Here is an 18,456-nt window from a genome sequence, read left to right as displayed (position 1 = left end):
GCGCTCAGGCCAGCGCGGGCTCGGAGTCGTCGGCCATCGACAGCAGCTCGTGCGCGATCGCGGCGTCGCGGTGCGCGCGCAGCACCTCGAGCTCGGACTCCAGCCGGCGCAGCTTCGCCCGCAGCGCGGCGTTCTCCTCGACCAGGCGCAGCTGCGCGGGGGCGACGACGGAACCGAACAGGGCCTTGGCCATGGCTGGGACGGCCTTTCCAGACAGCGGGAGGGTGAGCCGGCGCCCCGGGACCCGGTCGGCGCGGCTGTGGTGATGCCAGGGTGACAGGCCCGCCGACGCCGGTCAACGGCCGCAGGACCTGGCCACCGTGTCCGGGAGGTGTCGGATTCGTCACTCCCGGATGTCCTCAGGCCCGGCGCGCGCGGGCCGCCGTGCCCCGGGGAGCCACCGTCTTCCGGCCCCGCGGCGGCGGCTGGCAGACCGGGCAGCTGTAGCTGGACCGGTTCATGAACGACTCGCGCCGGATCGGCGTCCCGCAGCGGGGGCAGGGCCGGTCGAGCTGCCCGTAGACGGCGAGGAAGCGGGAGAAGTAGCCGCTCTGCCCGTTCACGTCGACGTACAGGGAGTCGAAGGACGTGCCGCCCTGGGCCAGGGCCTCGCCGAGCACGTCGCGCACCCCCTCGAGCAGGTCGGCCACCTGCGCGCGGGTGAGCTTGTCGGCGGGCCGGGCGCCGTGCAGCCGGGCCCGCCACAGCGCCTCGTCGGCGTAGATGTTGCCGACGCCGCCGATGAGCGTCTGGTCCAGCAGCGCCCGCTTGACCTCGGTCCGCCGGCGGCGCAGCGCGGCGGAGAAGCCGTCGACGTCGAAGGCCTCGTCCAGCGGGTCGATGGCGATGTGCGCGAGCCGCGGGGGGACGGCGTCGTCGGCACCCAGCTCCTCGACGACGAGCCCGCCGAAGGTCCGCTGGTCGACGAAGCGCAGTTCGCGGCCGCCGTCGGTGAAGGTGAAGCGGGCGCGTAGGTGCGTCTCGTCCGGCGCCGACGGCTTCTCGACCAGCAGCTGGCCGCTCATCCCGAGGTGGCCGACGAGGGCGCGGCCGGTGGGGGCGCCGTCGGGCTCGGCCATCGGCAGCCAGAGGTACTTGCCGCGGCGGTGCGCGGCGGTGAGCGTCCGGCCGGTCAGCGCCTGCACGAAGTGCTCCGCGCCCTCGAGGTGGCGGCGGACGGCGCGCGGGTGGTGCACCTCGACGCGGGCCACGGTGCGCCCGGCGACCCAGCGCTCCAGCCCCCGTCGCACGACCTCGACCTCGGGCAGCTCCGGCACGGCGTCAGGCCTCGGCGGTGAGCGCGCGCCAGGCCACCTGGGCGGCCTCCTGCTCGGCGGCCTTCTTGGTGCGGCCGCGCCCCCGCCCGTGCACGGTGCCGGCGAGCACGACCGCGGCGGTGAAGGTCTTCGCGTGGTCGGGACCCTCGTCGGCGGTGTCGTAGCTGGGCGCGCCCAGGCCGAGCGAGGCGCCGAGCTCCTGCAGGCTGGTCTTCCAGTCCAGGCCGGCGCCCCGGGTGGCCGACTCTGCCAGCAGCGGGTCGAACAGCCGGTGCACCAGCACCCCGGCTGCGTCCAGGCCGCAGCCCAGGTGCACCGCGCCGATCAGCGCCTCGACGACGTCGGCGAGGATCGAGTCCTTCTCCCGGCCCCCGGTGGTCTCCTCGCCGCGGCCGAGCAGCAGGTGCGGCCCGACGCCGCCCTCCCCCAGCCGCCGGGCGACGCCGGCCAGCGAGGTCATGTTCACGACCGAGGCACGCAGCTTGGCCAGCTGGCCCTCGGGGAGGTCCGGCTGGCTGCGGTAGAGCTCGTCGGTGACGACGAGGCCGAGCACCGAGTCGCCGAGGAACTCCAGGCGCTCGTTGGTCGGCAGCCCACCGTTCTCGTACGCGAACGAGCGGTGGGTCAGGGCGAGGCCGAGCAGGTCGCCCGGGATCTCGACGCCCAGGGCGTCACGCGCCCACGCGGCGGCGCGCTCGGCGTGCTCCCGCCCACCGGGGGGACGGCCTGCCCCGGCACCCTCGTCGGGGTGCGCTGCGGCGGCCGTCCTGCCCACGGTGATGCGGTCGTCGATCAGACCGAGAGGACCTGGCGGCCGGAGTGCTGGCCGCAGTTCGGGCACGCGATGTGCGGCGGCTTGAGCTCGCCGCAGGCGCGGTTCGGGCACGGCGCGAGCGTGGGGGCGACGGCCTTCCACTGCGAGCGGCGCATGCGGGTGTTGGCGCGGGACATCTTCCGCTTCGGAACGGCCACGATCAGTTCTCCTTGGTGGTGTCGTCGTCGCCGGGGGTGCCCGACGATGAGGCGAAACGCTGTGCGAGGCCGGCCCAGCGCGGGTCGGTGATCTCGTGCGAGTGGTCGGCGGGGAGGTCGTCGATGCGCTGACCGCAGTCGACGCAGAGGCCGCCGCAGTCCTCGTCGCAGACCGGCGAGAGCGGGAGGCTCAGCACCACGGTGTCGCGGGCCATCGGCGCCAGGTCGAGGAAGTCGCCCTCGACCAGGCGCACCTCGTCCTCCTCGCTGGTGGCCTCGGTGGTGCTGCCCTCGTAGGCGTACAGCTCCTGCACGTCGAGGGTGAGGGTGTCCTCGATCGGCTCGAGGCAGCGGGCGCAGGAGCCCACGAGCGGCGCCTCGATCTCGCCGGAGACGAGCACGCCCTCCATCACCGACTCCAGCCGCAGCCGGAGGTGCACGTCGGCGCCGGCGGGGACGCCGATGAGCTCGACCTTCCAGTCGTCCGGCGCGGGGACCGTGCGGTCCAGCTCCTGCATCGAGCCCGCGCGGCGCCCCAGCTCCCGGAGGTCGAGCTTCCAGGGGTTGGCGGAGGGACGCCGGTCCGGGGTCGGAGCGGCGTCGCGGCGGGGCGCAGGAGCGGCAGGCATGTCAGTACTCGCGGTAGGTAGTGGGAGGGGCCCGACCCGGGGCGGAACCACCGGTGGTCGAACCAGGGAGCCAGCCTACCCGACCGGCCGGCCGGAACCGCTGGCGGCGAGGGAGATCACCCCGCGCGGGCCGGTCTGCGGGCCGCTACAGCCGTTGGACCGCCGCGACGGCCAACCAGAACAGGTCCGTCCGGGCCGACGACGTCTGCCACTGGCGGCTGTCCCAGACCGCGCCGCTGACGTCGTCGCCCGCGTAGAGGTACTGCCCGAAGGTCACCGACCGGTGCCGGGCGACGGCGAGGAACGCCGCGGTCTCCATCTCCACCGTCAGGCACCCCTCGGCCCGCCGCGCCGCGACCTTGGCCTGCGTCTCCCGGTACGGGGCGTCGGTGGTCCAGGTCTTGCCCACCACGTGCGGGACGTCGCGCTCGGTCAGCACCGCGGAGAGGACGGCGGTGACCCGCGGGTCGGCGGCGATCTCCCGGCCGGCCGGGAGGTAGTGGTACGAGGTCCCCTCGTCCCGGACGGCGGCATCGGGGACGACGACGTGCCCCAGCGCCAGGCCGGGGATCACCGCGCCCGCACCGCCGCAGGCCACGAACGTGCGGCAGCCGCTGGCGATCATCTCCTCGAGCACCCCGCTGGCCAGCGGGGCGCCGACGCCGGGGTGGAAGACCCCGATCTCGCCGCCGTCCACGCGCAGCCGGTACAGCGTGTGCGCGCCGCTCTCCCACGTCGTCGAGCCCACGACCTCCGCGCGGCCGTCGCCGCAGACCTCGTCGATCACGTCGCGGAAGAAGCACACGACCGCGCGCTCGGGCACGTCCCCGGCGACGGCCAGGGACTCGGGCACCATCACGGCGGGCGAGTGCCCGTCGAACTCGGCGAGCGGGAAGTCGGCGGGCGCCACCGCTACTCGCGCAGGGTGGTGCGGGCCTTCTCGACCGACCGCAGCATCCGCTCCAGCGTCGTCCCGAAGTCGGCGAGCCGGGTGTCGACGTACTCGTCGACCTCCGCCCGCATGCGGGCCGCCTCGGCGTGCGCCTGCTCGCCGAGGGCGTCGGCGCGGTCGACCGCGGTGCGGTAGACCTCGGTCTCGGTGAGGAGCCGCTCGTGCTCGGCCTGCGCCTCGGCGATCATCGACTCGCGCCGGCGGCGGCCGTCGGCGACCAGCACCTCGGCCTCGGCCTCGGCGTCCACGATCAGCTGCTCGACGTCGAGCTGCGCCTGGCTGATGAGCTCGTCGCGCTGCCGGCGGGCGGTGGCGAGCAGCTCGTCGCGCTGGCGGCGGCCGGCCTCGAGCAGCCGCTCGGCCTCGTCCCGCGTGTGGGTGGTGAGCCGCTCGGCCTCGGCCTGCGCCTGCTGGAGGATCTCGGTGCGCTGCTCGACGATGGCGCCGGCGGCCTGCACGTCCTCGGGGAGGGACTCCCGCAGGTCGTCGAGCAGGTCCAGGACGTGGTCGCGGGGCACCATGCAGGAGCTCGACATCGGCACGCTGCGGGCGTTCTCGATGACGGTGGTGAGCTCGTCCACGGTCTCGTAGAGCCGGTAGACGACCTCGGTGGTGTTCATCCGCCCGGGGCGGGTCACGGCGCCTTCTCCTCCGCCGCGCGGGCGCGCAGCCGGGCGTCGACGACGGCCGGGACCAGCCGCGAGACGTCGCCACCGAAGGTGGCGATCTGCTTCACCAGGCTCGAGGAGAGGTGGCCGACCTGCGGGGCGGTCGGGACGAACAGCGTCTCGATCGAGGCGAGCTCGCGGTTCATCTGGGCCATCTGCAGCTCGTACTCGAAGTCGCTGACGGCGCGCAGCCCCTTGACGATCACCGGGATGTCGTGGGCGCCGCAGTAGTCCACGAGCAGGCCCTGGAAGCTGTCCACGCGCACGTTGGACAGGTGGGCGACGGACTCGCGGAGCAGCTCGATGCGCTCCTCGACCGGGAAGAACCCGGCCTTGCCGGGGTTGACGAGCACGGCCACGACCAGCTCGTCGTACAGCGCCGAGGCGCGGTTGATGACGTCGACGTGGCCATTGGTGACCGGGTCGAACGAACCAGGGCACACGGCGCGTCTCACGACAGCCGACCGTACCGGAGCACGGCCTCCCCGTAGCGCCGATCGCGCAGTCCGGTCAGCGGTGTCGGCCACTCCCAGGGGTCGTCGCGCCGGCCGCGCTCCACGACGACCACCGCGTCGGGGGCCAGCCAGCCGTTCCCGACGAGGGAGGTGAGGACGGTGAGGACCTCCTCGACCGGCGTCGCGTAGGGCGGGTCGGCGAGCACCAGGTCGAAGGGCTCGGGCGCGGTGCCGGCGACGACGGTGGTCACCGAGCCGGCCTGCACCCGCCCGCCGGGCAGCCCGACGGCGTCGAGGTTGGCCCGCAGGACCGGCAGCACCCCGGCTCCCGACTCGACGAACAGCACCGACCGGGCGCCGCGGCTGAGCGCCTCCAGACCCAGGGCGCCGGAGCCGGCGTACAGGTCGAGGACGGCGGCGCCCTCGAGGTCCAGCAGCGAGCCCACGCTGTTGAACAGCGCGCCCCGTGCCTTGTCGCCGGTCGGCCGCACGCCCGTGCGCGGAACGGCCAGCCGCCGTCCCCGCGCGTGCCCGGCGATCACCCGTGTCATGCCTTCTCCAGCCAGTCGGCGCGGTCGTCGGAGGCCAGCGCCGCCACCTCGGCGGCGAGGCCGGGGTGGTCGGCCAGGCCGCGGTCGGTGGCGAGCAGCGCGGTCGCCTCGGCGCGGGCGGTGGCGATGAGCTCCTCGTCCTCCAGCAGCGACAGCAGCCGGATGCCCGAGCGGGTGCCCGACTGCGCGGCGCCGAGCACGTCGCCCTCGCGGCGGGTCTCGAGGTCCAGCCGGGCCAGCTCGAAGCCGTCGGACGTCGCGGCGACCGCGGCCAGCCGCTGCCCGGTCGGGGACGACGTCGGCGCGTCGGTGACCAGCAGGCACAGCCCCGCGTGCTTCCCGCGGGCGACCCGGCCGCGCAGCTGGTGCAGCTGGCTGACGCCGAACCGGTCGGCGTCCATCACCACCATCACGGTGGCGTTGGGCACGTCGACGCCCACCTCCACCACCGTGGTGGCCACGAGCACCTCGGTCTCCCCGGCGGCGAAGGCGCGCATCGCGGCGTCCTTCTCCTCGGGGGTCATCCGGCCGTGCAGGACGTCGAGCCGCAGCCCGGCCAGCGGGCCGGACCGGAGCAGCTCGGCGACGTCGAGCACCGCCAGCGGGGGGCGGCGGTCGCTGCGCGGGCCGTCCTCCTCCGGCGGGGCGCCGTCGGCGTCCTCGGGCTCGTCGCCGGGCAGGTCGCCGATCCGCGGGCAGACGACGTAGGCCTGGCGACCGGCGGCGACCTCCTCGCGCAGCCGGGCCCAGGCGCGATCCACCCAGCCGGGCTTCTCGACCGCCGGCACCACCGAGCTGGAGACGCCGCCGCGGCCGCTCGGCAGCTGGCGCAGCGTGGAGGTCTCCAGGTCGCCGTAGACGGTCATGGCGACGGTGCGCGGGATCGGCGTGGCGGTCATGACCAGCACGTGCGGCGGGCGGGTGCCCTTCGCGCGCAGGGCGTCGCGCTGCTCGACGCCGAAGCGGTGCTGCTCGTCGACGACGACCAGGCCCAGGTCGGCGAAGTCCACGCCCTGCTGGAGCAGCGCGTGCGTGCCGATCACGATGCCCGCGCTGCCGTCGGGCCACCTCGGCCAGGGCCTGCCGCTTGGCCGCCGCCTTGAGCGAGCCGGTGAGCAGGGTGACCCGGGTGCCGGCGGGGTCGCCGTCGAGCTCGCCGGCGCGGCCGAGCGGGCCCAGCAGCTGGCGGATGCCGCGGGCGTGCTGGGCGGCGAGCACCTCGGTGGGCGCGAGCAGCGCCGCCTGGCCACCGGCGTCGACCACCTGGGCCATGGCCCGCAGCGCGACCACCGTCTTGCCGGAGCCGACCTCGCCCTGCAGCAGCCGGTGCATCGGCTGGTCGCGGTCCAGCTCGGCGGCGAGCTCCTCCCCCACCTCGCGCTGGCCCTCGGTGAGCGCGAAGGGCAGGGCGGCGTCGACGGCGTCGAGCAGCCCGCCGGCGCGGCGCGGCCGGGCGATGCCCGGCTCCAGGGCCGCGGCGCGGCGGCGGGCGGCGAGGGTGAGCTGGAGGACCAGCGCCTCGTCCCACTTCAGCCGGGAGGCCGCGCGCTCGACGTCCTCCATCGTGGTCGGCCGGTGGATGTCGAGCAGCGCGGCGGCGAGCGGGAGCAGCCCGTGGCGGGCGCGGATCTCCTCGGGCAGCGGGTCGTCGACCAGCTCGCCGAAGCCACCGGTGGCGCCCAGCAGGAGCTTGAGCGACTTCTGGATCACCCAGCTCGAGACGTCCTTGCTCGCCGGGTAGATCGGGACCAGCGCGCGCGCCCAGTCGGTGTCGTCGTCGGCGCTGTCGAGCAGGTGCATGTCGGGGTGGGCGAACTGCTTCTCGCCGCGCCACTCCCCCACCGTGCCGGCGAACATGCCCCAGGCGTCCGGCTTGAGCTGGGCGTGCCGGTGGTTGAAGAACACGAGCTTCATCCGGCTGCTCCCGTCGCCCACGACCACCTCGGTGAGCGATCCGCGGCGGTTGCGCATCGGCCGGGTGGTCACGCTGCGGACCTGGGCCAGCACGGTCACCCGGTCGCCCACCTGGACGTCGGCGAGGTCGGCCTGCTCGCCGCGGCGGGCGTAACGGCGCGGGTAGTGCCGGAGCAGGTCGCGCACGGTCTCCAGGCCCAGCTGCTCGCTCATGCTCGTGGCCGTCTTCGGGCCCAGCACCCGCGCCAGCGGCGTCTGCATCGTGACGGCCACGTCAGCCCCCCAGCCGGCTCACTCGACGCCCACCTGCAGCGGGATGGCGGCCGGCCCGCCGCCGTAGCGGACGACCTCGATCGTGGGGTGCCGCGCCGAGAGGTGGGCGCAGACCGCGTCGCCGAGCGCCTCGTCCGGCCCGACCAGCAGCGTGGCCATCTCCCCGCCCGCCGACAGCAGCCGGTCGAGCAGGTCGCAGGCGACGTCCGCCGGCTCCTGCCCGATGACGACGACGTCGCCCTCGGCGGAGCCCAGCACGTCACCGGGCGCGCACCGGCCGGCCGAGGTGAGCGCCTCCTGCTCGGCGACGGTCACCTCCGCCCACCGGGTCGCGGCGGCGGCCTCGGCCATCGCGATGACGTCGTCGCCGAACCGCCGGCCGGGGTCGCCGACGGCGCAGGCGGCCAGCCCCTGCACCGGCGAGCGGGTGGGGACGACGCCGACCTCGCGGCCCAGCTCGCGGGCGCGGGCCGCGGCGCGCGCGGCCACGGGGAGCAGCGCGGCGTCGTTGGGCAGCACGGCGACCTCGTGCGCCGCCGAGGCCAGGATCTCGTCGAGGACGTCGTCCTCGGTCACGCCGTCGGGGCCGCAGGTGACCACGCGCACGCCGGCCTCGCCGAACAGCTCGGCCAGCCCGTCGCTGGAGACCACGGCGACCAGCGCCCGGGTGCCGGCGACCGGTGCGGGCACGGGCTGCGGGGCCAGCGGCTCGACCGAGACCCGGTAGGGCCGGCCGGCCTCGATGCCGGCCTCGATCGCGGCGCCGATGTCGGAGACGTGCACGTGCACGTTCCACTCCCGGCCGGTCGGGGTGTCCACGCCGACGACGACGAGGCTGTCGCCGAGCTCGGCGAGCCGGGCGTGCATGCGCGCCAACCGCCGCCTCGTCGGAGTCGGCGAGCAGGAACTGCACCTCGCCTCCCGGCCCCGGCGGGGGCTGGTGCGGGAGGTCGCGGGAGTCGGTGCGGTGGGGGTGCCGGTGCCCCGCCTCGCGGCGGGCCAGCGGGGGCCGGGCCGGCTCCACGCCGGTCACGGTGGTGACCAGCGCGTCGAGCACCAGGCACAGCCCGGCACCGCCGGCGTCCACCACGCCCGCCTCGCGCAACGCGGCCAGCTGGCCGGGGGTGCGGTCCAGCGCGACCCGCGCGCCGTCGGCGGCCGCGGTGACGACGTCGGCGAGCGACGTGCGACCGGCGTCGACCGCGTCCCCGGCCGACTCGGCCGCACCCCGGGCCACGCTGAGGAAGGTGCCCTCCTCCGGATCGGCCACGGCGGTGTAGGCGGTCTCGGCGGCCTTCTGCAGCGCGGTGGCGAGCACCGGGCCGTCGGCGGCGGGCCGGCCGGCGAGCTGGTCGGCCAGCCCGCGCATCAGCTGGGCGAGGATCGTGCCGGAGTTGCCGCGGGCGCCCAGGACCGCGCCGCGGGCCAGCACCGACCAGGCGGGCTCGGTGGTGCGCGCGCCCTCCTTCTCGAGGGCCGCCAGCGCCGCCTGCGCGGTGAGCAGCAGGTTGGTGCCGGTGTCGCCGTCCGGGACGGGGAAGACGTTGAGCTCGTCGAGCCGGCCGCGGGCCTCGGACAGCGCCTCGACCGCGGTGCGGCACCAGTTGCCGACCGCGGCCTCGTCCAGCGCCTCGAGCACGGGCGGAGGGTACCCGTGGCGGCCGACAGGACCGGTCCCGGCGAGCTCGCGACGGGGCGGTGGCGGCACGTCGTCCCGGGAGCGGCTAGACTCCTCTCCGGTCTTGTTGCGGGTGCGTCTGCCCCGCCGTCTGTGAACGATTCTTTTCTGGGAGTGATCCGCCGTGGCTGCCGTGTGCGATGTGTGTGGCAAGGGCCCCGGTTTCGGTATGTCGGTGTCTCACTCGCACCGCCGCACCGCCGCGCCGTTGGAACCCGAACATCCAGTCCGTGCGGGCGCTGATCGCCCCCGGCAACCGCCGGCGCATCAACGCCTGCACCTCGTGCATCCGCGCGGGCAAGGTCGTGCGCGCCTGATCCAGGCGCCGCACGACACCTGAACACCGCGTCGAACCCCGGAGGCCACCGGCCTCCGGGGTTCGTCGTGCTGCGCCCTCAGACCGCGCCGATCCCCCGGCTGCGGGCCGCGCCGACGACCAGGTCCACGACTGCGTCGACCGCGAAGGCGGTGCTGTCGATCACCAGGTGGTAGTGCCGCGCCGAGGACGCGTCGGCCCGGTAGAAGTGCCGGACGTAGGCCTCGCGGGCCCGGTCGTTGGCGTCCATCTCGCGGCGCAGCTCCTCGGCGGGCCGCCCGTACCGGGCCACCGCCGCCGCCAGCCGCCGCTCGCGGCGCCCGCCCAGGCGCACGTGCAGCACGTCGGGCCGGTCGGCCAGCACCAGCGCCGCCGCCCGGCCGAGCACCACCCCGCCGCCGGTGGCGGCGATCTCGGTGAGCACCCGTTCGGTCTGCTCCCGGAACGCCCGCGCGTCGGGGATCCCGGCCGCCGGCATGACCCCGCCCACGGTGTCCGGCATGGCCCCGAGGCTGGCGACCATGCGCCAGAGCCCGGTCACCACGGTCTCGTCGTTGGCCTCGGCCTCCTCGACCGGCACCCCGAGCCGGCCCGCGACCTTCACCGGGATGACCCGGTCGTGGAACGGCAGCCCCAGGCGCTCGGCCACGGCCGGCCCGATGTCCGGGCCTCCCGCCCCGTAGGCCGCCGACAGCGTCACGACGCCCATGAGATCCCCTTCCCACCCTCGATGCCGTCCGGTCCCCCGCGCGGCGCGAGCTCCCTGCCCAGGAACACCGCGTCCGGCGCACATGCGTACACCCCGTACCCCGGTACCGGCTGGTAGCCCAGCCGCGCGTACAGCGCCAGCGCCTCCGGTTGCTGCTGCCCGGTGTTGAGGACGACGGCGCGGTGCCCGGCCCGGGCGGCGCTGTCCTCGAGGGCGGCCATCAGCCGCTGCGCCAGGCCGCGCCGCCGGTGGGCCGGCTCCACGTAGACCCGCTTGATCTCCACCTCGCCCGAGGGCAGGACCCGCCAGGCGCCGCAGCCGGCGGGCACGCCGTCCACCTCGGCGACGAGGAACAGCCCGGCCGGGGGTGTGAACTCCGCCGGGTCGACCACGGCGGCGTCCCGCCCGCCGTAGCGGACGACGTACTCCTGCTGCACCCGCTCGACGAGGTGCTGGGCGACCGGGTGGTCGTAGGGCAGCGGCCGCAGCCGCTCAGCCGAAGTGGGCATGCCCGGTCCCCTCCGCCCCCAGCTCGCGCGCGACGACCTCGGCCGGCCGGCCGTCCACGAGCACGCCGGCCCGCTCCGCGGCGCGCACCGCGCCGATCGGCCGCCAGGGCTCGGGCAGCGGGGTGCCCGCGGGGAAGGTCGCCACGAGGGCATGGTCCTCGCCGCCGGTGAGCACCCACACCAGCGGGTCCACGCCGAGCGCCGCGCCCACCTGCTGCAGCGGCCCCTCCGGCGTCAGGCACGCCTGGACGAGCGCGGCGCGGTCCAGGTCGAGCACCACCCCGCTCGCCGTCGCCAGGTGGCCGGTGTCGGCGAGCAGCCCGTCGCTCACGTCGCACATGGCCGTCGCCCCGGCGGCGGCCGCGACCGGCCCGGCCGCGTAGGGGGGTGCCGGCCGGCGGTGCGCCGCGACGGCGGCCAGCGGGCTGCTGAAGCCGCGGCGGAGGACGGCCAGCCCGCACGCCGACCAGCCCAGCCGGCCGGCCAGCGCGACGACGTCGCCGTCCCGGGCGCCGGAGCGCAGGACCGGTGATCGCCCGGCGAGGTCGCCCAGCGCCGTCACCGACAGCACGACGGCACCGCTGCCGGGCGCGGAGGCGACCGTGTCGCCCCCCACGACGGCGGCGCCCAGGGGCGCGCACTCGGCGGCCAGGCCGGCCGCGACCTCCTCCAGCCAGGCGGTCGGCGTCTCCGCGGGGCAGGCCAGGCCGACGAGCAGCGCGGTCGCCGTCGCACCCATCGCCGCGACGTCGGCCAGGTTCGCCGCCGCCGCCTTGCGCCCGATGTCCTCGCCCGAGGACCAGTCCCGGCGGAAGTGCCGGCCCTCGACCAGCACGTCGGTGGTCGCGACCACGCGGGCGTCGGGCGCGCTGACGACGGCGGCGTCGTCACCGGGGCCCACCTCGGCGAGGCGGGCCACCCCGGCGCGGGCGACCACGCGGGCGATGACGCCGAACTCGCCCACCGCCCCGACGGTGTCGGCGGGGTGCGAGGGGACGGGCGGGCGGGGCCGACTCACGAGGTGCCTCCGGTCACTGCGGTAGGTTGCCGACCTGTCCGCCACCCGGCGGGGACGACGTATCGGCCGAGTGGCCGGAGGAAGGATCTCCCGTGGTCCACGCCTACATCCTCATCCAGACCGAGGTCGGCAAGGCCGCCCAGGTCGCCTCCACGATCAGCGAGATCACCGGGGTCACGCGCGCCGAGGACGTCACCGGGCCCTACGACGTGATCGTGCGCGCCGAGGCCGAGACCGTCGACGAGCTCGGTCGCCTGGTCGTGGCGCGGGTCCAGTCGGTCGACGGCATCACCCGCACGCTGACCTGCCCCGTCGTCAACATCTGACGCCCTGACCGAGCACCCGCCGGTCCCCGACCGCCCCGACGACCCGCTGCGGCGGGTCGCGCTGATCGCGCTGGCAGTCCTGCTGCCGGTCGTCGTGGCGCTCGCGGTGCTGGTCAACGTCCTCGGGGACGACGCGGAGGACGACGAGCCGCGCGGCCCCGCCGAGATCGACGGCACGGCCGCGCCGCAGCGGGCCGACCTGCCGACGCTGCAGCTCGACGTCCCGCCGGTGCCGCCGGAGGCCGAGGAGCCCTGCACCGCGCTGATGGGCGCCCTGCCGCTGGAGCTGGCCGGGGAGCAGTCGCGCCGGATCGACTCGGACTCGCCGTTCGTCTACGCCTGGGGCGAGCCGCCGGTGGTCCTGGAGTGCGGGGTCGACCGGCCCGACGGCTGGGTGGTCGGTGCCTCGGCGATCCAGATCAACGGCGTCCAGTGGTACGTCGACACCAGCGATCCGGAGACCACCGTGTGGACGGTCGTGGACCGGCCGGTCTACGTCGCGGTGCGCCTGCCGGCCAGCGTCGACAGCGCGCCCGTCACGGCGCTCACCACCGCGCTGGCCGGGGCTCTCCCCTACCGGGAGCCCGAACCCGGCGCGTGAGCCGCTCAGGCGCCCGGTAGCCGGTCCAGCTGGTCGGCGACCACCGCGCCGACCTCCTCGCCCGCCGCGTCGAGCGAGCCCGCGATCGCGGTCACCGAGACGCTGAAGCTGCCGCGGGTGCACCAGGCGAAGGCGGCCGGGCCGGAGAGCCCCTGCTCGGGGCGGGCCTCGTCGACGACCAGCCGCCAGCAGCCGGCGGGCAGGTCCGGGGAACCCTCGCTGAGCAGCCCGCCGTAGTGCTCCGCCTCGTTGCGGGCGAGGTCCTCGGCGTAGGCCCGCGCGCCGTCGGGCCGCTCGAAGCGGTCCACGAAGACGCCGGTCTGCGGCCCCTCCCCCGTGCCGGAACCCCAGAAGCGCTCCCAGCCGAACCGGTAGCCGTAGCCGGCCAGCACCGCGCGCTCGCGCGCCGGGTCATCGGAGTAGCCGTCGACGTCCGCCACGCTCTTGGCGCCGGCCGGCGGCGTGATCGCGTCGTCGGGCAGCCGCGGCAGCCCGGAGGCCACCGCGTCGACCACCAGCGGCTCGAGCTCCCCCACCTCGGCGGGTGCCGCGCCGGCCGGGCCGGCGGTGTCCGCCGCGGTCGCGTCCCCGCTGCCCTGCGCGCAGCCGGGTGCGGCGCCCAGGACGAGCGCCAGCAGGACGGCGGCCCGGTGCGCGCCGGCCCGCCGCCCAGCGTTCACCGCCGGGCCAGGGCGCCGGACACGAGGCGGTCGACGAGCTCGGCGAAGTCCACGCCGGTGGCCGCCCACATCCGGGCGAACATCGAGATCGGGGTGAACCCGGGCATCGTGTTGACCTCGTTGATGACCAGCCGATCCGCGCCGTCGGGGCCGGTGCCGAGGAAGAAGTCGACCCGGGCCAGGCCCGCGCAGTCCAGGGCCAGGTAGGCCCGGCGGGCGGCCGCCTGCACCGCCTCCACCTGCGCCGGGCTCAGGTCGGCCGGGATGTCGAACTCGGCGGCGTCGTCGAGGTACTTGGCGGCGAAGTCGTACCAGGCCACGCCCTCCCGCAGCCGGATCTCCGCCGGCAGGCTGGCCTCCGGCAGGCCGGTGCCGCGCGCGGCGAGCACGCCGCACTCGATCTCCCGGCCGGGGACGGCGGCCTCGACGATCACCTTCGCGTCGTGCGCGGCGGCCTCGGCGACCGCGGCCGGGAACTGCGCCCAGTCCGTGACCCGGGTGATGCCGATGCTGGAGCCGGCGCGGGCGGGCTTCACGAACACCGGCAGGCCGAGCCGCTCGCGGGCGGCCTCGTCGAGCACGGCGGGGTCGGCGCAGAGGGCGCCGTGCGCGTCGCGCAGGACGACGTGGTCGCCCTGCGGCAGCCCGGCGGCGGCGAGGAGCTTCTTGGTGAACTCCTTGTCCATGGAGGCGGCGCTGGCGAACACCCCGGAGCCCACGTAGGGCAGCCCGGTCATCTCCAGCAGGCCCTGGATCGTGCCGTCCTCGCCGTAGGCGCCGTGCAGCACCGGGAAGACGACGTCGACCTCGGTGAGCGCCCGGCCGACGGCCGCGCCCGGCTCGAGCACCGCCAGCCCGCGGCCCTCCGGGTCGCCGACCAGGGAGACCGCCGTCCCGCCGGTCACCTCGGGCAGCGCGCCGTCGGTGATCGCCAGCTGCTGGTCGGGGTCGGCCAGCACCCACCGCCCGTCGCGGGCGATGCCGACCGGCACGACCTCGTAGCGCTCCGGGTCGAGGGCGGCCATCACGCTCCCCGCCGACACGCAGGAGATGGCGTGCTCGGCGCTGCGGCCCCCGAACACGACCGCGACGCGCACCTTGCCTGCCTGCCCGTTCATCGCACCGACCCTAGCGGCCGGTTCCCAGGGCCCGCGCCGTCCCGCCGGGCACCGCGCGGTGTGGCAGCCTCGTCCCGTGCAGGATCAGGCAGCTCCCCCGGCGGAGACGTTCTCGCGGCGGCAGCGGCTGGCCGGTGCGGCGGTGCACGTCTACACCGCCAGCGGCTCGGTGCTGGGCCTGCTCATCGTGCTGGCCGCCCTCGAGGGGGACGTCGAGGCGGCGCTGTGGCTGGGCCTGGCGGCGCTGTTCGTCGACGGCACCGACGGCATGCTGGCCCGCCGGTTCCGGGTCAAGGAGACGATCCCCTGGTTCGACGGCGCCCTGCTCGACAACATCGTCGACTACCTGACCTACGTGTTCGCCCCGGTCGTGCTGCTGTGGACCACGGGCCACCTGCCCGAGGGGGCGGTCGGGTGGGTCGTCGCGGCGGTCCCGCTGCTGGCGTCGTGCTACCAGTTCTGCCGGGTGGACGCGAAGACCAGCGACCACTTCTTCCTGGGCTTCCCCAGCTACTGGAACGTCGTGGCCTTCTACGTGATCGTGCTCGACACCGGCGAGCTGGCCACGTCGATCTCGCTGCTCGTCTTCGCGGTGCTCGTCTTCGTCCCGATCCGGTACCTCTACCCGTCCCGGATGGGCGCCCTCCGGGGCGTCACGCTCGCGTTCACCCTCGTCTGGCTCGTCACCTACGCGGTGCTGGTCGTGCAGCTGCCCGACCCGGCCCCCTGGGCGGTCGCGGCGTCGCTGGCCTACGTCGTCTACTACTGGGGCCTGAGCTTCTGGCTGACCGCCCGCGGCGCCGGGGTGCGGCGGGCGGCCCGCTCAGTCCAGGGCAGCCAGGGCGACTGACAGGTCGGCCACGAGGTCCGCGGTGTCCTCGATGCCGCAGGACAGCCGCACGAACCCCGGCGCGACGGCGTCCCCGCCCCACTGCGCCCGGCGGTCGATCGTGCTGTGCACGCCGCCGAAGCTGGTCGCGGCCGCCCACAGCCGGCTGGCGGCCACCAGCCGGGCGACGGCCTCCTCGTCGGCGAGCTCGCAGGAGAGCACCCCGTTGGGCCGCAGCATCTGCCGCGTCGCCAGCGCGAACGACGGGTCTTCTGGCCGCCACGGCCACCGCAGCCCGGTGACCGCCGGGGAGGCGGCCAGCAGCTGTGCCACCGCGGCGGCGTTCTGCGCCTGCCGCGCCAGCCGCAGGTCCAGCGTGCTCATCGACCGGTGCCCGAGCCAGGCCTCGAACGGCCCCGGCGTGCTGCCGGTGCGGTCGCGGAACCCCTTGAGCCGGGCGTGCAGCTCGTCGTCGGTCGTGCTGACGTGGCCGAGCAGGACGTCGCTGTGCCCGGTCAGCGCCTTGGTGTCGCTGCCGACGGTGAGGTGCGCGCCCAGTGCCAGGGGCCGCTGCCCCAGCGGGGTCGCGGTGGTGTTGTCGACGGCGACCAGCGTCCCGCCCGCCCGGGCGGCGCGCGCCACCGCGGCGATGTCGCACACATCGAGCTGCGGGTTGCTCGGCGTCTCCAGCAGCACCATCCGGACGCCCTCGAGCCCGCCGTCGGCGGCGAACCGCTCGACCTCCGGGGTGGCCACCTGGAGGACCTCGATGCCGAAGCGGGTGAGCTCCTCCGCCCCCAGCAGGCGGGTGGCGAAGTAGCCATCCGACGGGAGCACGACGCGGTCGCCGCTGCCGGCGCAGGCCAGCACCGCCGCGGTGAGCGCGGCCATCCCCGTGGCGAAGGAGAGGCACCGGCCGCCGTCGAGCTCCCCGACGGCCGCCTCGAAGTCGCGCAGCGTCGGCTGCTCGGTGCGGGCGTAGGCGTCGACGCCACCGGCCCGCGGCGGGAGGTCGCCGAGGTGGAAGGGGGCGGCGAAGACCGGCGAGGGGCGCAGCGGCGCACCCGGGACGGCCGGCTGCTCCCCCGCGCGCACCGAGCGCGTGCCGTCGCCCCAGGAGTCGTCCCTCACTCCGGCTTCGCCTCCCGCGCCATGATCGCCTTGACCATGCGCGCGGCCGACTCGCCCTCGTGGCACACCCGGACGACGGCCTCGGTGATCGGGACGTCGACGCCGTGGGCGCGCGCCAGGTCGAGCACCGAGCGGCAGCTCTTCACGCCCTCGGCGGTCTGCCGGGTGTCGCGCTGCACCTCCTCGACGGTCATCCCGCGGCCGAGCTTCTCCCCGAACGTGCGGTTGCGGGAGAGCGGCGAGCTGCAGGTGGCGACCAGGTCGCCGAGGCCGGCCAGGCCGGCGAACGTGGTGAGCTCCGCGCCCAGCGCGAGCCCCAGGCGGGCGGTCTCGGCCAGCCCCCGGGTGATCAGCGAAGCCCGCGTGTTGTCACCGAAGCCCAGGCCCTCGGCGATGCCGCAGGCCAGCGCGATGACGTTCTTGACCGCGCCGCCGAGCTCGCAGCCGACCAGGTCGGCGTTCGTGTACGGGCGGAAGTACGGGGTGTGGCAGGCCGCCTGCAGCGCCGCAGCACGGTCGCCGTCGGTGCAGGCGATGACCGTGGCGGCCGGCTGCTCCTCGGCGATCTCGCGGGCGAGGTTGGGCCCGGAGAGGGCGGCCACGCGGTCCGGCCCGGCGCCGGTCACCTCGCAGATGACCTGGCTCATCCGCTTCGTCGTCCCCAGCTCGATGCCCTTCATCAGGCTGAGCAGGGTGGCGTCGGCCGGCAGCAGGGGCGCCCACGCGGTGAGGTTGTCCCGCAGCGACTGCGAGGGCACCGCGAGGACGACGACGTCGGCTCCGGCCAGCGCCTCAGCGGCGTCCGTGGTGGCCCGCACCGCGGACGGCAGCCGGATGCCCGGCAGGTAGTCGGGGTTCTCGCCGCCGGCGGTGATGGCCTGCACGAGCTCGGGGCGGCGCGCGTGCAGGGCGACGTCGCACCCGGCGTCGGCGAGGACCTTGGCGAACGTCGTCCCCCAAGAGCCCGCGCCGAGGACCGCCGCGCGCCTCACGCCGCGCCGCCGGGCAGGTCACCGGGGAGCTCGCGCCGCGGCCGCGGGTGGAACAACGCGGGCGCCGGCTCCCCCCGCAGCTCGGCCAGCTGGTCGCGGACGCGGCCCATCATCAGCTCGGTGGTCTCCTTCAGCAGGTCGGCGGTGAGCGGGCGCCCGGCGCGCACCTGGGCGCGCACCTCGGTGAGGTCGATCGGCTCGCCGACGAGGTACTCGGCGGGCGTGCGCAGCCGCGGGTGCAGCTTCTTGGCGTGGTAGTCGTGCAGGTTCTGCGGGCCCCACTGGGCGACGGGCACGACCACGGCGTCGGTGGTGAGCGCCAGCCGCGCCGCGCCGGTGCGCGACTCCATCGGCCACCAGTCCGGGTCCCGGGTGACCGAGCCCTCGGGGTAGATGACCACCAGGTTGCCGGCGGCCAGGTCGGCCTGGGCCGCGGAGAGCGCGCCGACCGCGTCGGAGGAGTAGCGGGCCACCGGGATCTGCCCCGCCGAGCGCAGGATCGTGCCGGCCAGCCCCTTGAACACCGACTCCTTGGCCAGGAAGTGCGGCATCCGGCCGTGGTCGAACACCAGGCGCGCGCAGGCGATCGGGTCGAGCACCGAGACGTGGTTGGCCACCAGCAGCACCGGGCCGGTCCGGGGCAGCCGCTCGCCGTGCCGGTAGCGGATCCGGAACATCAGCTTCGACGCCGGGAACACCACGGCGATGCACAGCCAGAACGCCCAGCCGATCCGCCCGCGGGTGCGCCACCTGCCGGGCCGCCACCGCTCCTGCCGACGGGCGACGGGCTCCGAGGGCGCGAGCGCCCCGGCCGTGCCCGGGTCCGCCCAGGACCTCTCCTCCGCCACCGGACCGCCT

Annotated in this window: 22 protein-coding genes and 3 pseudogenes; 4 read left to right on the top strand and 21 right to left on the bottom strand. The window is 75.9% G+C overall.

Annotated features, from left to right (window positions below):
• Positions 1-4 precede the first annotated feature (4 nt).
• The 13 genes and pseudogenes from JKP76_RS09900 to JKP76_RS20775 all read right to left on the bottom strand — a co-directional run.
• A complete protein-coding gene (locus JKP76_RS09900; RefSeq protein WP_200490688.1) occupies positions 5-193 on the bottom strand; it encodes a hypothetical protein in 189 nt (62 codons plus the stop codon).
• A gap of 166 nt (positions 194-359) precedes the next feature.
• On the bottom strand, positions 360-1,277 hold the full coding sequence (gene mutM / locus JKP76_RS09895) for a bifunctional DNA-formamidopyrimidine glycosylase/DNA-(apurinic or apyrimidinic site) lyase (protein ID WP_200490687.1): 918 nt from the start codon (positions 1,275-1,277) through the stop codon (positions 360-362).
• Between the two features lie 4 nt (positions 1,278-1,281).
• Positions 1,282-2,052, bottom strand: a complete 771-nt coding sequence (gene rnc / locus JKP76_RS09890; RefSeq protein ID WP_200490686.1) for a ribonuclease III — start codon at positions 2,050-2,052, stop codon at positions 1,282-1,284.
• Between the two features lie 17 nt (positions 2,053-2,069).
• A complete protein-coding gene (rpmF, locus tag JKP76_RS09885) occupies positions 2,070-2,249 on the bottom strand; it encodes a 50S ribosomal protein L32 (RefSeq protein ID WP_200490685.1) in 180 nt (59 codons plus the stop codon).
• Positions 2,250-2,251: 2 nt separating this feature from the next.
• Positions 2,252-2,878 carry a DUF177 domain-containing protein gene (locus tag JKP76_RS09880; RefSeq protein WP_242471251.1) on the bottom strand — a complete coding sequence of 209 codons (627 nt, stop codon included), beginning with the start codon at positions 2,876-2,878 and terminating at the stop codon, positions 2,252-2,254.
• A 145-nt stretch (positions 2,879-3,023) separates the two neighbouring features.
• Positions 3,024-3,788 carry a nucleoside phosphorylase gene (locus JKP76_RS09875; protein WP_200490684.1) on the bottom strand — a complete coding sequence of 255 codons (765 nt, stop codon included), beginning with the start codon at positions 3,786-3,788 and terminating at the stop codon, positions 3,024-3,026.
• A 2-nt stretch (positions 3,789-3,790) separates the two neighbouring features.
• Positions 3,791-4,468, bottom strand: a complete 678-nt coding sequence (locus JKP76_RS09870) for a hypothetical protein (protein ID WP_309229840.1) — start codon at positions 4,466-4,468, stop codon at positions 3,791-3,793.
• Positions 4,465-4,953 (bottom strand): pantetheine-phosphate adenylyltransferase, encoded by a 489-nt coding sequence (coaD, locus tag JKP76_RS09865; protein WP_200490683.1) that lies wholly within the window; start codon positions 4,951-4,953, stop codon positions 4,465-4,467. Before coaD ends, JKP76_RS09870 begins: the two co-directional genes overlap by 4 nt.
• Positions 4,950-5,504 (bottom strand): 16S rRNA (guanine(966)-N(2))-methyltransferase RsmD, encoded by a 555-nt coding sequence (rsmD, locus tag JKP76_RS09860; RefSeq protein WP_200490682.1) that lies wholly within the window; start codon positions 5,502-5,504, stop codon positions 4,950-4,952. Before rsmD ends, coaD begins: the two co-directional genes overlap by 4 nt.
• On the bottom strand, positions 5,501-6,547 hold the full coding sequence (locus JKP76_RS23405) for a helicase-related protein (protein ID WP_309232903.1): 1,047 nt from the start codon (positions 6,545-6,547) through the stop codon (positions 5,501-5,503). Before JKP76_RS23405 ends, rsmD begins: the two co-directional genes overlap by 4 nt.
• A gap of 178 nt (positions 6,548-6,725) precedes the next feature.
• Positions 6,726-7,631 (bottom strand): annotated as a pseudogene (locus JKP76_RS20785) (ATP-dependent DNA helicase RecG); the annotation flags it as partial.
• A 78-nt stretch (positions 7,632-7,709) separates the two neighbouring features.
• Positions 7,710-8,558: a hypothetical protein gene (locus tag JKP76_RS20780; protein ID WP_242471250.1), complete on the bottom strand. Its 849-nt coding sequence runs from the start codon at positions 8,556-8,558 to the stop codon at positions 7,710-7,712.
• Between the two features lie 232 nt (positions 8,559-8,790).
• Positions 8,791-9,330 (bottom strand): annotated as a pseudogene (locus JKP76_RS20775) (DAK2 domain-containing protein); the annotation flags it as partial.
• A gap of 163 nt (positions 9,331-9,493) precedes the next feature.
• Between JKP76_RS20775 and rpmB the strand changes: the two are divergent.
• Positions 9,494-9,686, top strand: a pseudogene (gene rpmB, locus JKP76_RS09845) (50S ribosomal protein L28).
• Positions 9,687-9,764: 78 nt separating this feature from the next.
• Here the strand turns inward: rpmB and JKP76_RS09840 are convergent.
• Genes JKP76_RS09840 through JKP76_RS09830 form a run of 3 tightly spaced genes read right to left on the bottom strand, consistent with a single transcriptional unit; the run spans position 9,765 to position 11,921 of the window.
• Complete coding sequence (locus JKP76_RS09840) at positions 9,765-10,394, bottom strand: cytidylate kinase-like family protein (protein ID WP_200490681.1); 630 nt, start codon at positions 10,392-10,394, stop codon at positions 9,765-9,767.
• On the bottom strand, positions 10,382-10,903 hold the full coding sequence (locus JKP76_RS09835; RefSeq protein ID WP_200490680.1) for a GNAT family N-acetyltransferase: 522 nt from the start codon (positions 10,901-10,903) through the stop codon (positions 10,382-10,384). Before JKP76_RS09835 ends, JKP76_RS09840 begins: the two co-directional genes overlap by 13 nt.
• Entirely contained in the window at positions 10,887-11,921 is a 1,035-nt protein-coding gene (locus JKP76_RS09830) for a thiamine-phosphate kinase (protein WP_200490679.1), read from the bottom strand. The genes JKP76_RS09835 and JKP76_RS09830 overlap by 17 nt, the downstream gene beginning before the upstream one ends.
• A gap of 92 nt (positions 11,922-12,013) precedes the next feature.
• Between JKP76_RS09830 and JKP76_RS09825 the strand changes: the two genes are divergently transcribed.
• Complete coding sequence (locus tag JKP76_RS09825; protein WP_091980462.1) at positions 12,014-12,247, top strand: Lrp/AsnC ligand binding domain-containing protein; 234 nt, start codon at positions 12,014-12,016, stop codon at positions 12,245-12,247.
• A 94-nt stretch (positions 12,248-12,341) separates the two neighbouring features.
• Positions 12,342-12,848 carry a DUF3515 domain-containing protein gene (locus JKP76_RS09820; protein WP_309232902.1) on the top strand — a complete coding sequence of 169 codons (507 nt, stop codon included), beginning with the start codon at positions 12,342-12,344 and terminating at the stop codon, positions 12,846-12,848.
• 5 nt (positions 12,849-12,853) lie between these two features.
• On the opposite strand, the gene JKP76_RS09815 is transcribed toward JKP76_RS09820, so the two are convergent.
• Both JKP76_RS09815 and JKP76_RS09810 read right to left on the bottom strand, forming a co-directional pair.
• The gene (locus JKP76_RS09815; protein ID WP_309229844.1) at positions 12,854-13,528 is read right to left on the bottom strand and encodes a hypothetical protein; all 675 of its coding nucleotides are present in this window, start codon (positions 13,526-13,528) and stop codon (positions 12,854-12,856) included.
• Positions 13,525-14,646 (bottom strand): D-alanine--D-alanine ligase family protein, encoded by a 1,122-nt coding sequence (locus JKP76_RS09810; protein WP_200490678.1) that lies wholly within the window; start codon positions 14,644-14,646, stop codon positions 13,525-13,527. Before JKP76_RS09810 ends, JKP76_RS09815 begins: the two co-directional genes overlap by 4 nt.
• Positions 14,647-14,722: 76 nt before the next feature.
• On the opposite strand from JKP76_RS09810, the gene JKP76_RS09805 reads away from it, so the two are divergent.
• Entirely contained in the window at positions 14,723-15,496 is a 774-nt protein-coding gene (locus tag JKP76_RS09805) for a CDP-alcohol phosphatidyltransferase family protein (protein WP_200490677.1), read from the top strand.
• Here the strand turns inward: JKP76_RS09805 and JKP76_RS09800 are convergent.
• The 3 genes from JKP76_RS09800 to JKP76_RS09790 are packed head-to-tail and all read right to left on the bottom strand — an operon-like array spanning position 15,470 to position 18,446.
• Positions 15,470-16,606: a cystathionine gamma-lyase gene (locus JKP76_RS09800; protein ID WP_200490676.1), complete on the bottom strand. Its 1,137-nt coding sequence runs from the start codon at positions 16,604-16,606 to the stop codon at positions 15,470-15,472. The genes JKP76_RS09805 and JKP76_RS09800 overlap by 27 nt on opposite strands.
• A complete protein-coding gene (locus JKP76_RS09795) occupies positions 16,603-17,598 on the bottom strand; it encodes an NAD(P)H-dependent glycerol-3-phosphate dehydrogenase (RefSeq protein WP_200490675.1) in 996 nt (331 codons plus the stop codon). The genes JKP76_RS09800 and JKP76_RS09795 overlap by 4 nt, the downstream gene beginning before the upstream one ends.
• Entirely contained in the window at positions 17,595-18,446 is an 852-nt protein-coding gene (locus JKP76_RS09790) for a lysophospholipid acyltransferase family protein (protein WP_309229845.1), read from the bottom strand. Before JKP76_RS09790 ends, JKP76_RS09795 begins: the two co-directional genes overlap by 4 nt.
• Positions 18,447-18,456: the final 10 nt, after the last annotated feature.

The sequence above is a fragment of the Blastococcus sp. TML/C7B genome, from assembly GCF_016612845.1.
Classification (GTDB): domain Bacteria; phylum Actinomycetota; class Actinomycetes; order Mycobacteriales; family Geodermatophilaceae; genus Blastococcus.
The sequence above is the reverse complement of the archived record's forward strand: the minus strand, read 5'-3'. Positions and strand labels throughout refer to the sequence as shown.

Bases quoted from the DNA above. Each gene is read 5' to 3' on its own strand.
- JKP76_RS09880 (WP_242471251.1), bottom strand. From the start codon at position 2,878: ATGCCTGCCGCTCCTGCGCCCCGCCGCGACGCCGCTCCGACCCCGGAC.
- rsmD (WP_200490682.1), bottom strand. From the start codon at position 5,504: ATGACACGGGTGATCGCCGGGCACGCGCGGGGACGGCGGCTGGCCGTT.
- JKP76_RS09900 (WP_200490688.1), bottom strand. From the start codon at position 193: ATGGCCAAGGCCCTGTTCGGTTCCGTCGTCGCCCCCGCGCAGCTGCGC.
- JKP76_RS09810 (WP_200490678.1), bottom strand. From the start codon at position 14,646: ATGAACGGGCAGGCAGGCAAGGTGCGCGTCGCGGTCGTGTTCGGGGGC.
- JKP76_RS09840 (WP_200490681.1), bottom strand. From the start codon at position 10,394: ATGGGCGTCGTGACGCTGTCGGCGGCCTACGGGGCGGGAGGCCCGGAC.
- JKP76_RS20780 (WP_242471250.1), bottom strand. From the start codon at position 8,558: ATGCACGCCCGGCTCGCCGAGCTCGGCGACAGCCTCGTCGTCGTCGGC.
- JKP76_RS09835 (WP_200490680.1), bottom strand. From the start codon at position 10,903: ATGCCCACTTCGGCTGAGCGGCTGCGGCCGCTGCCCTACGACCACCCG.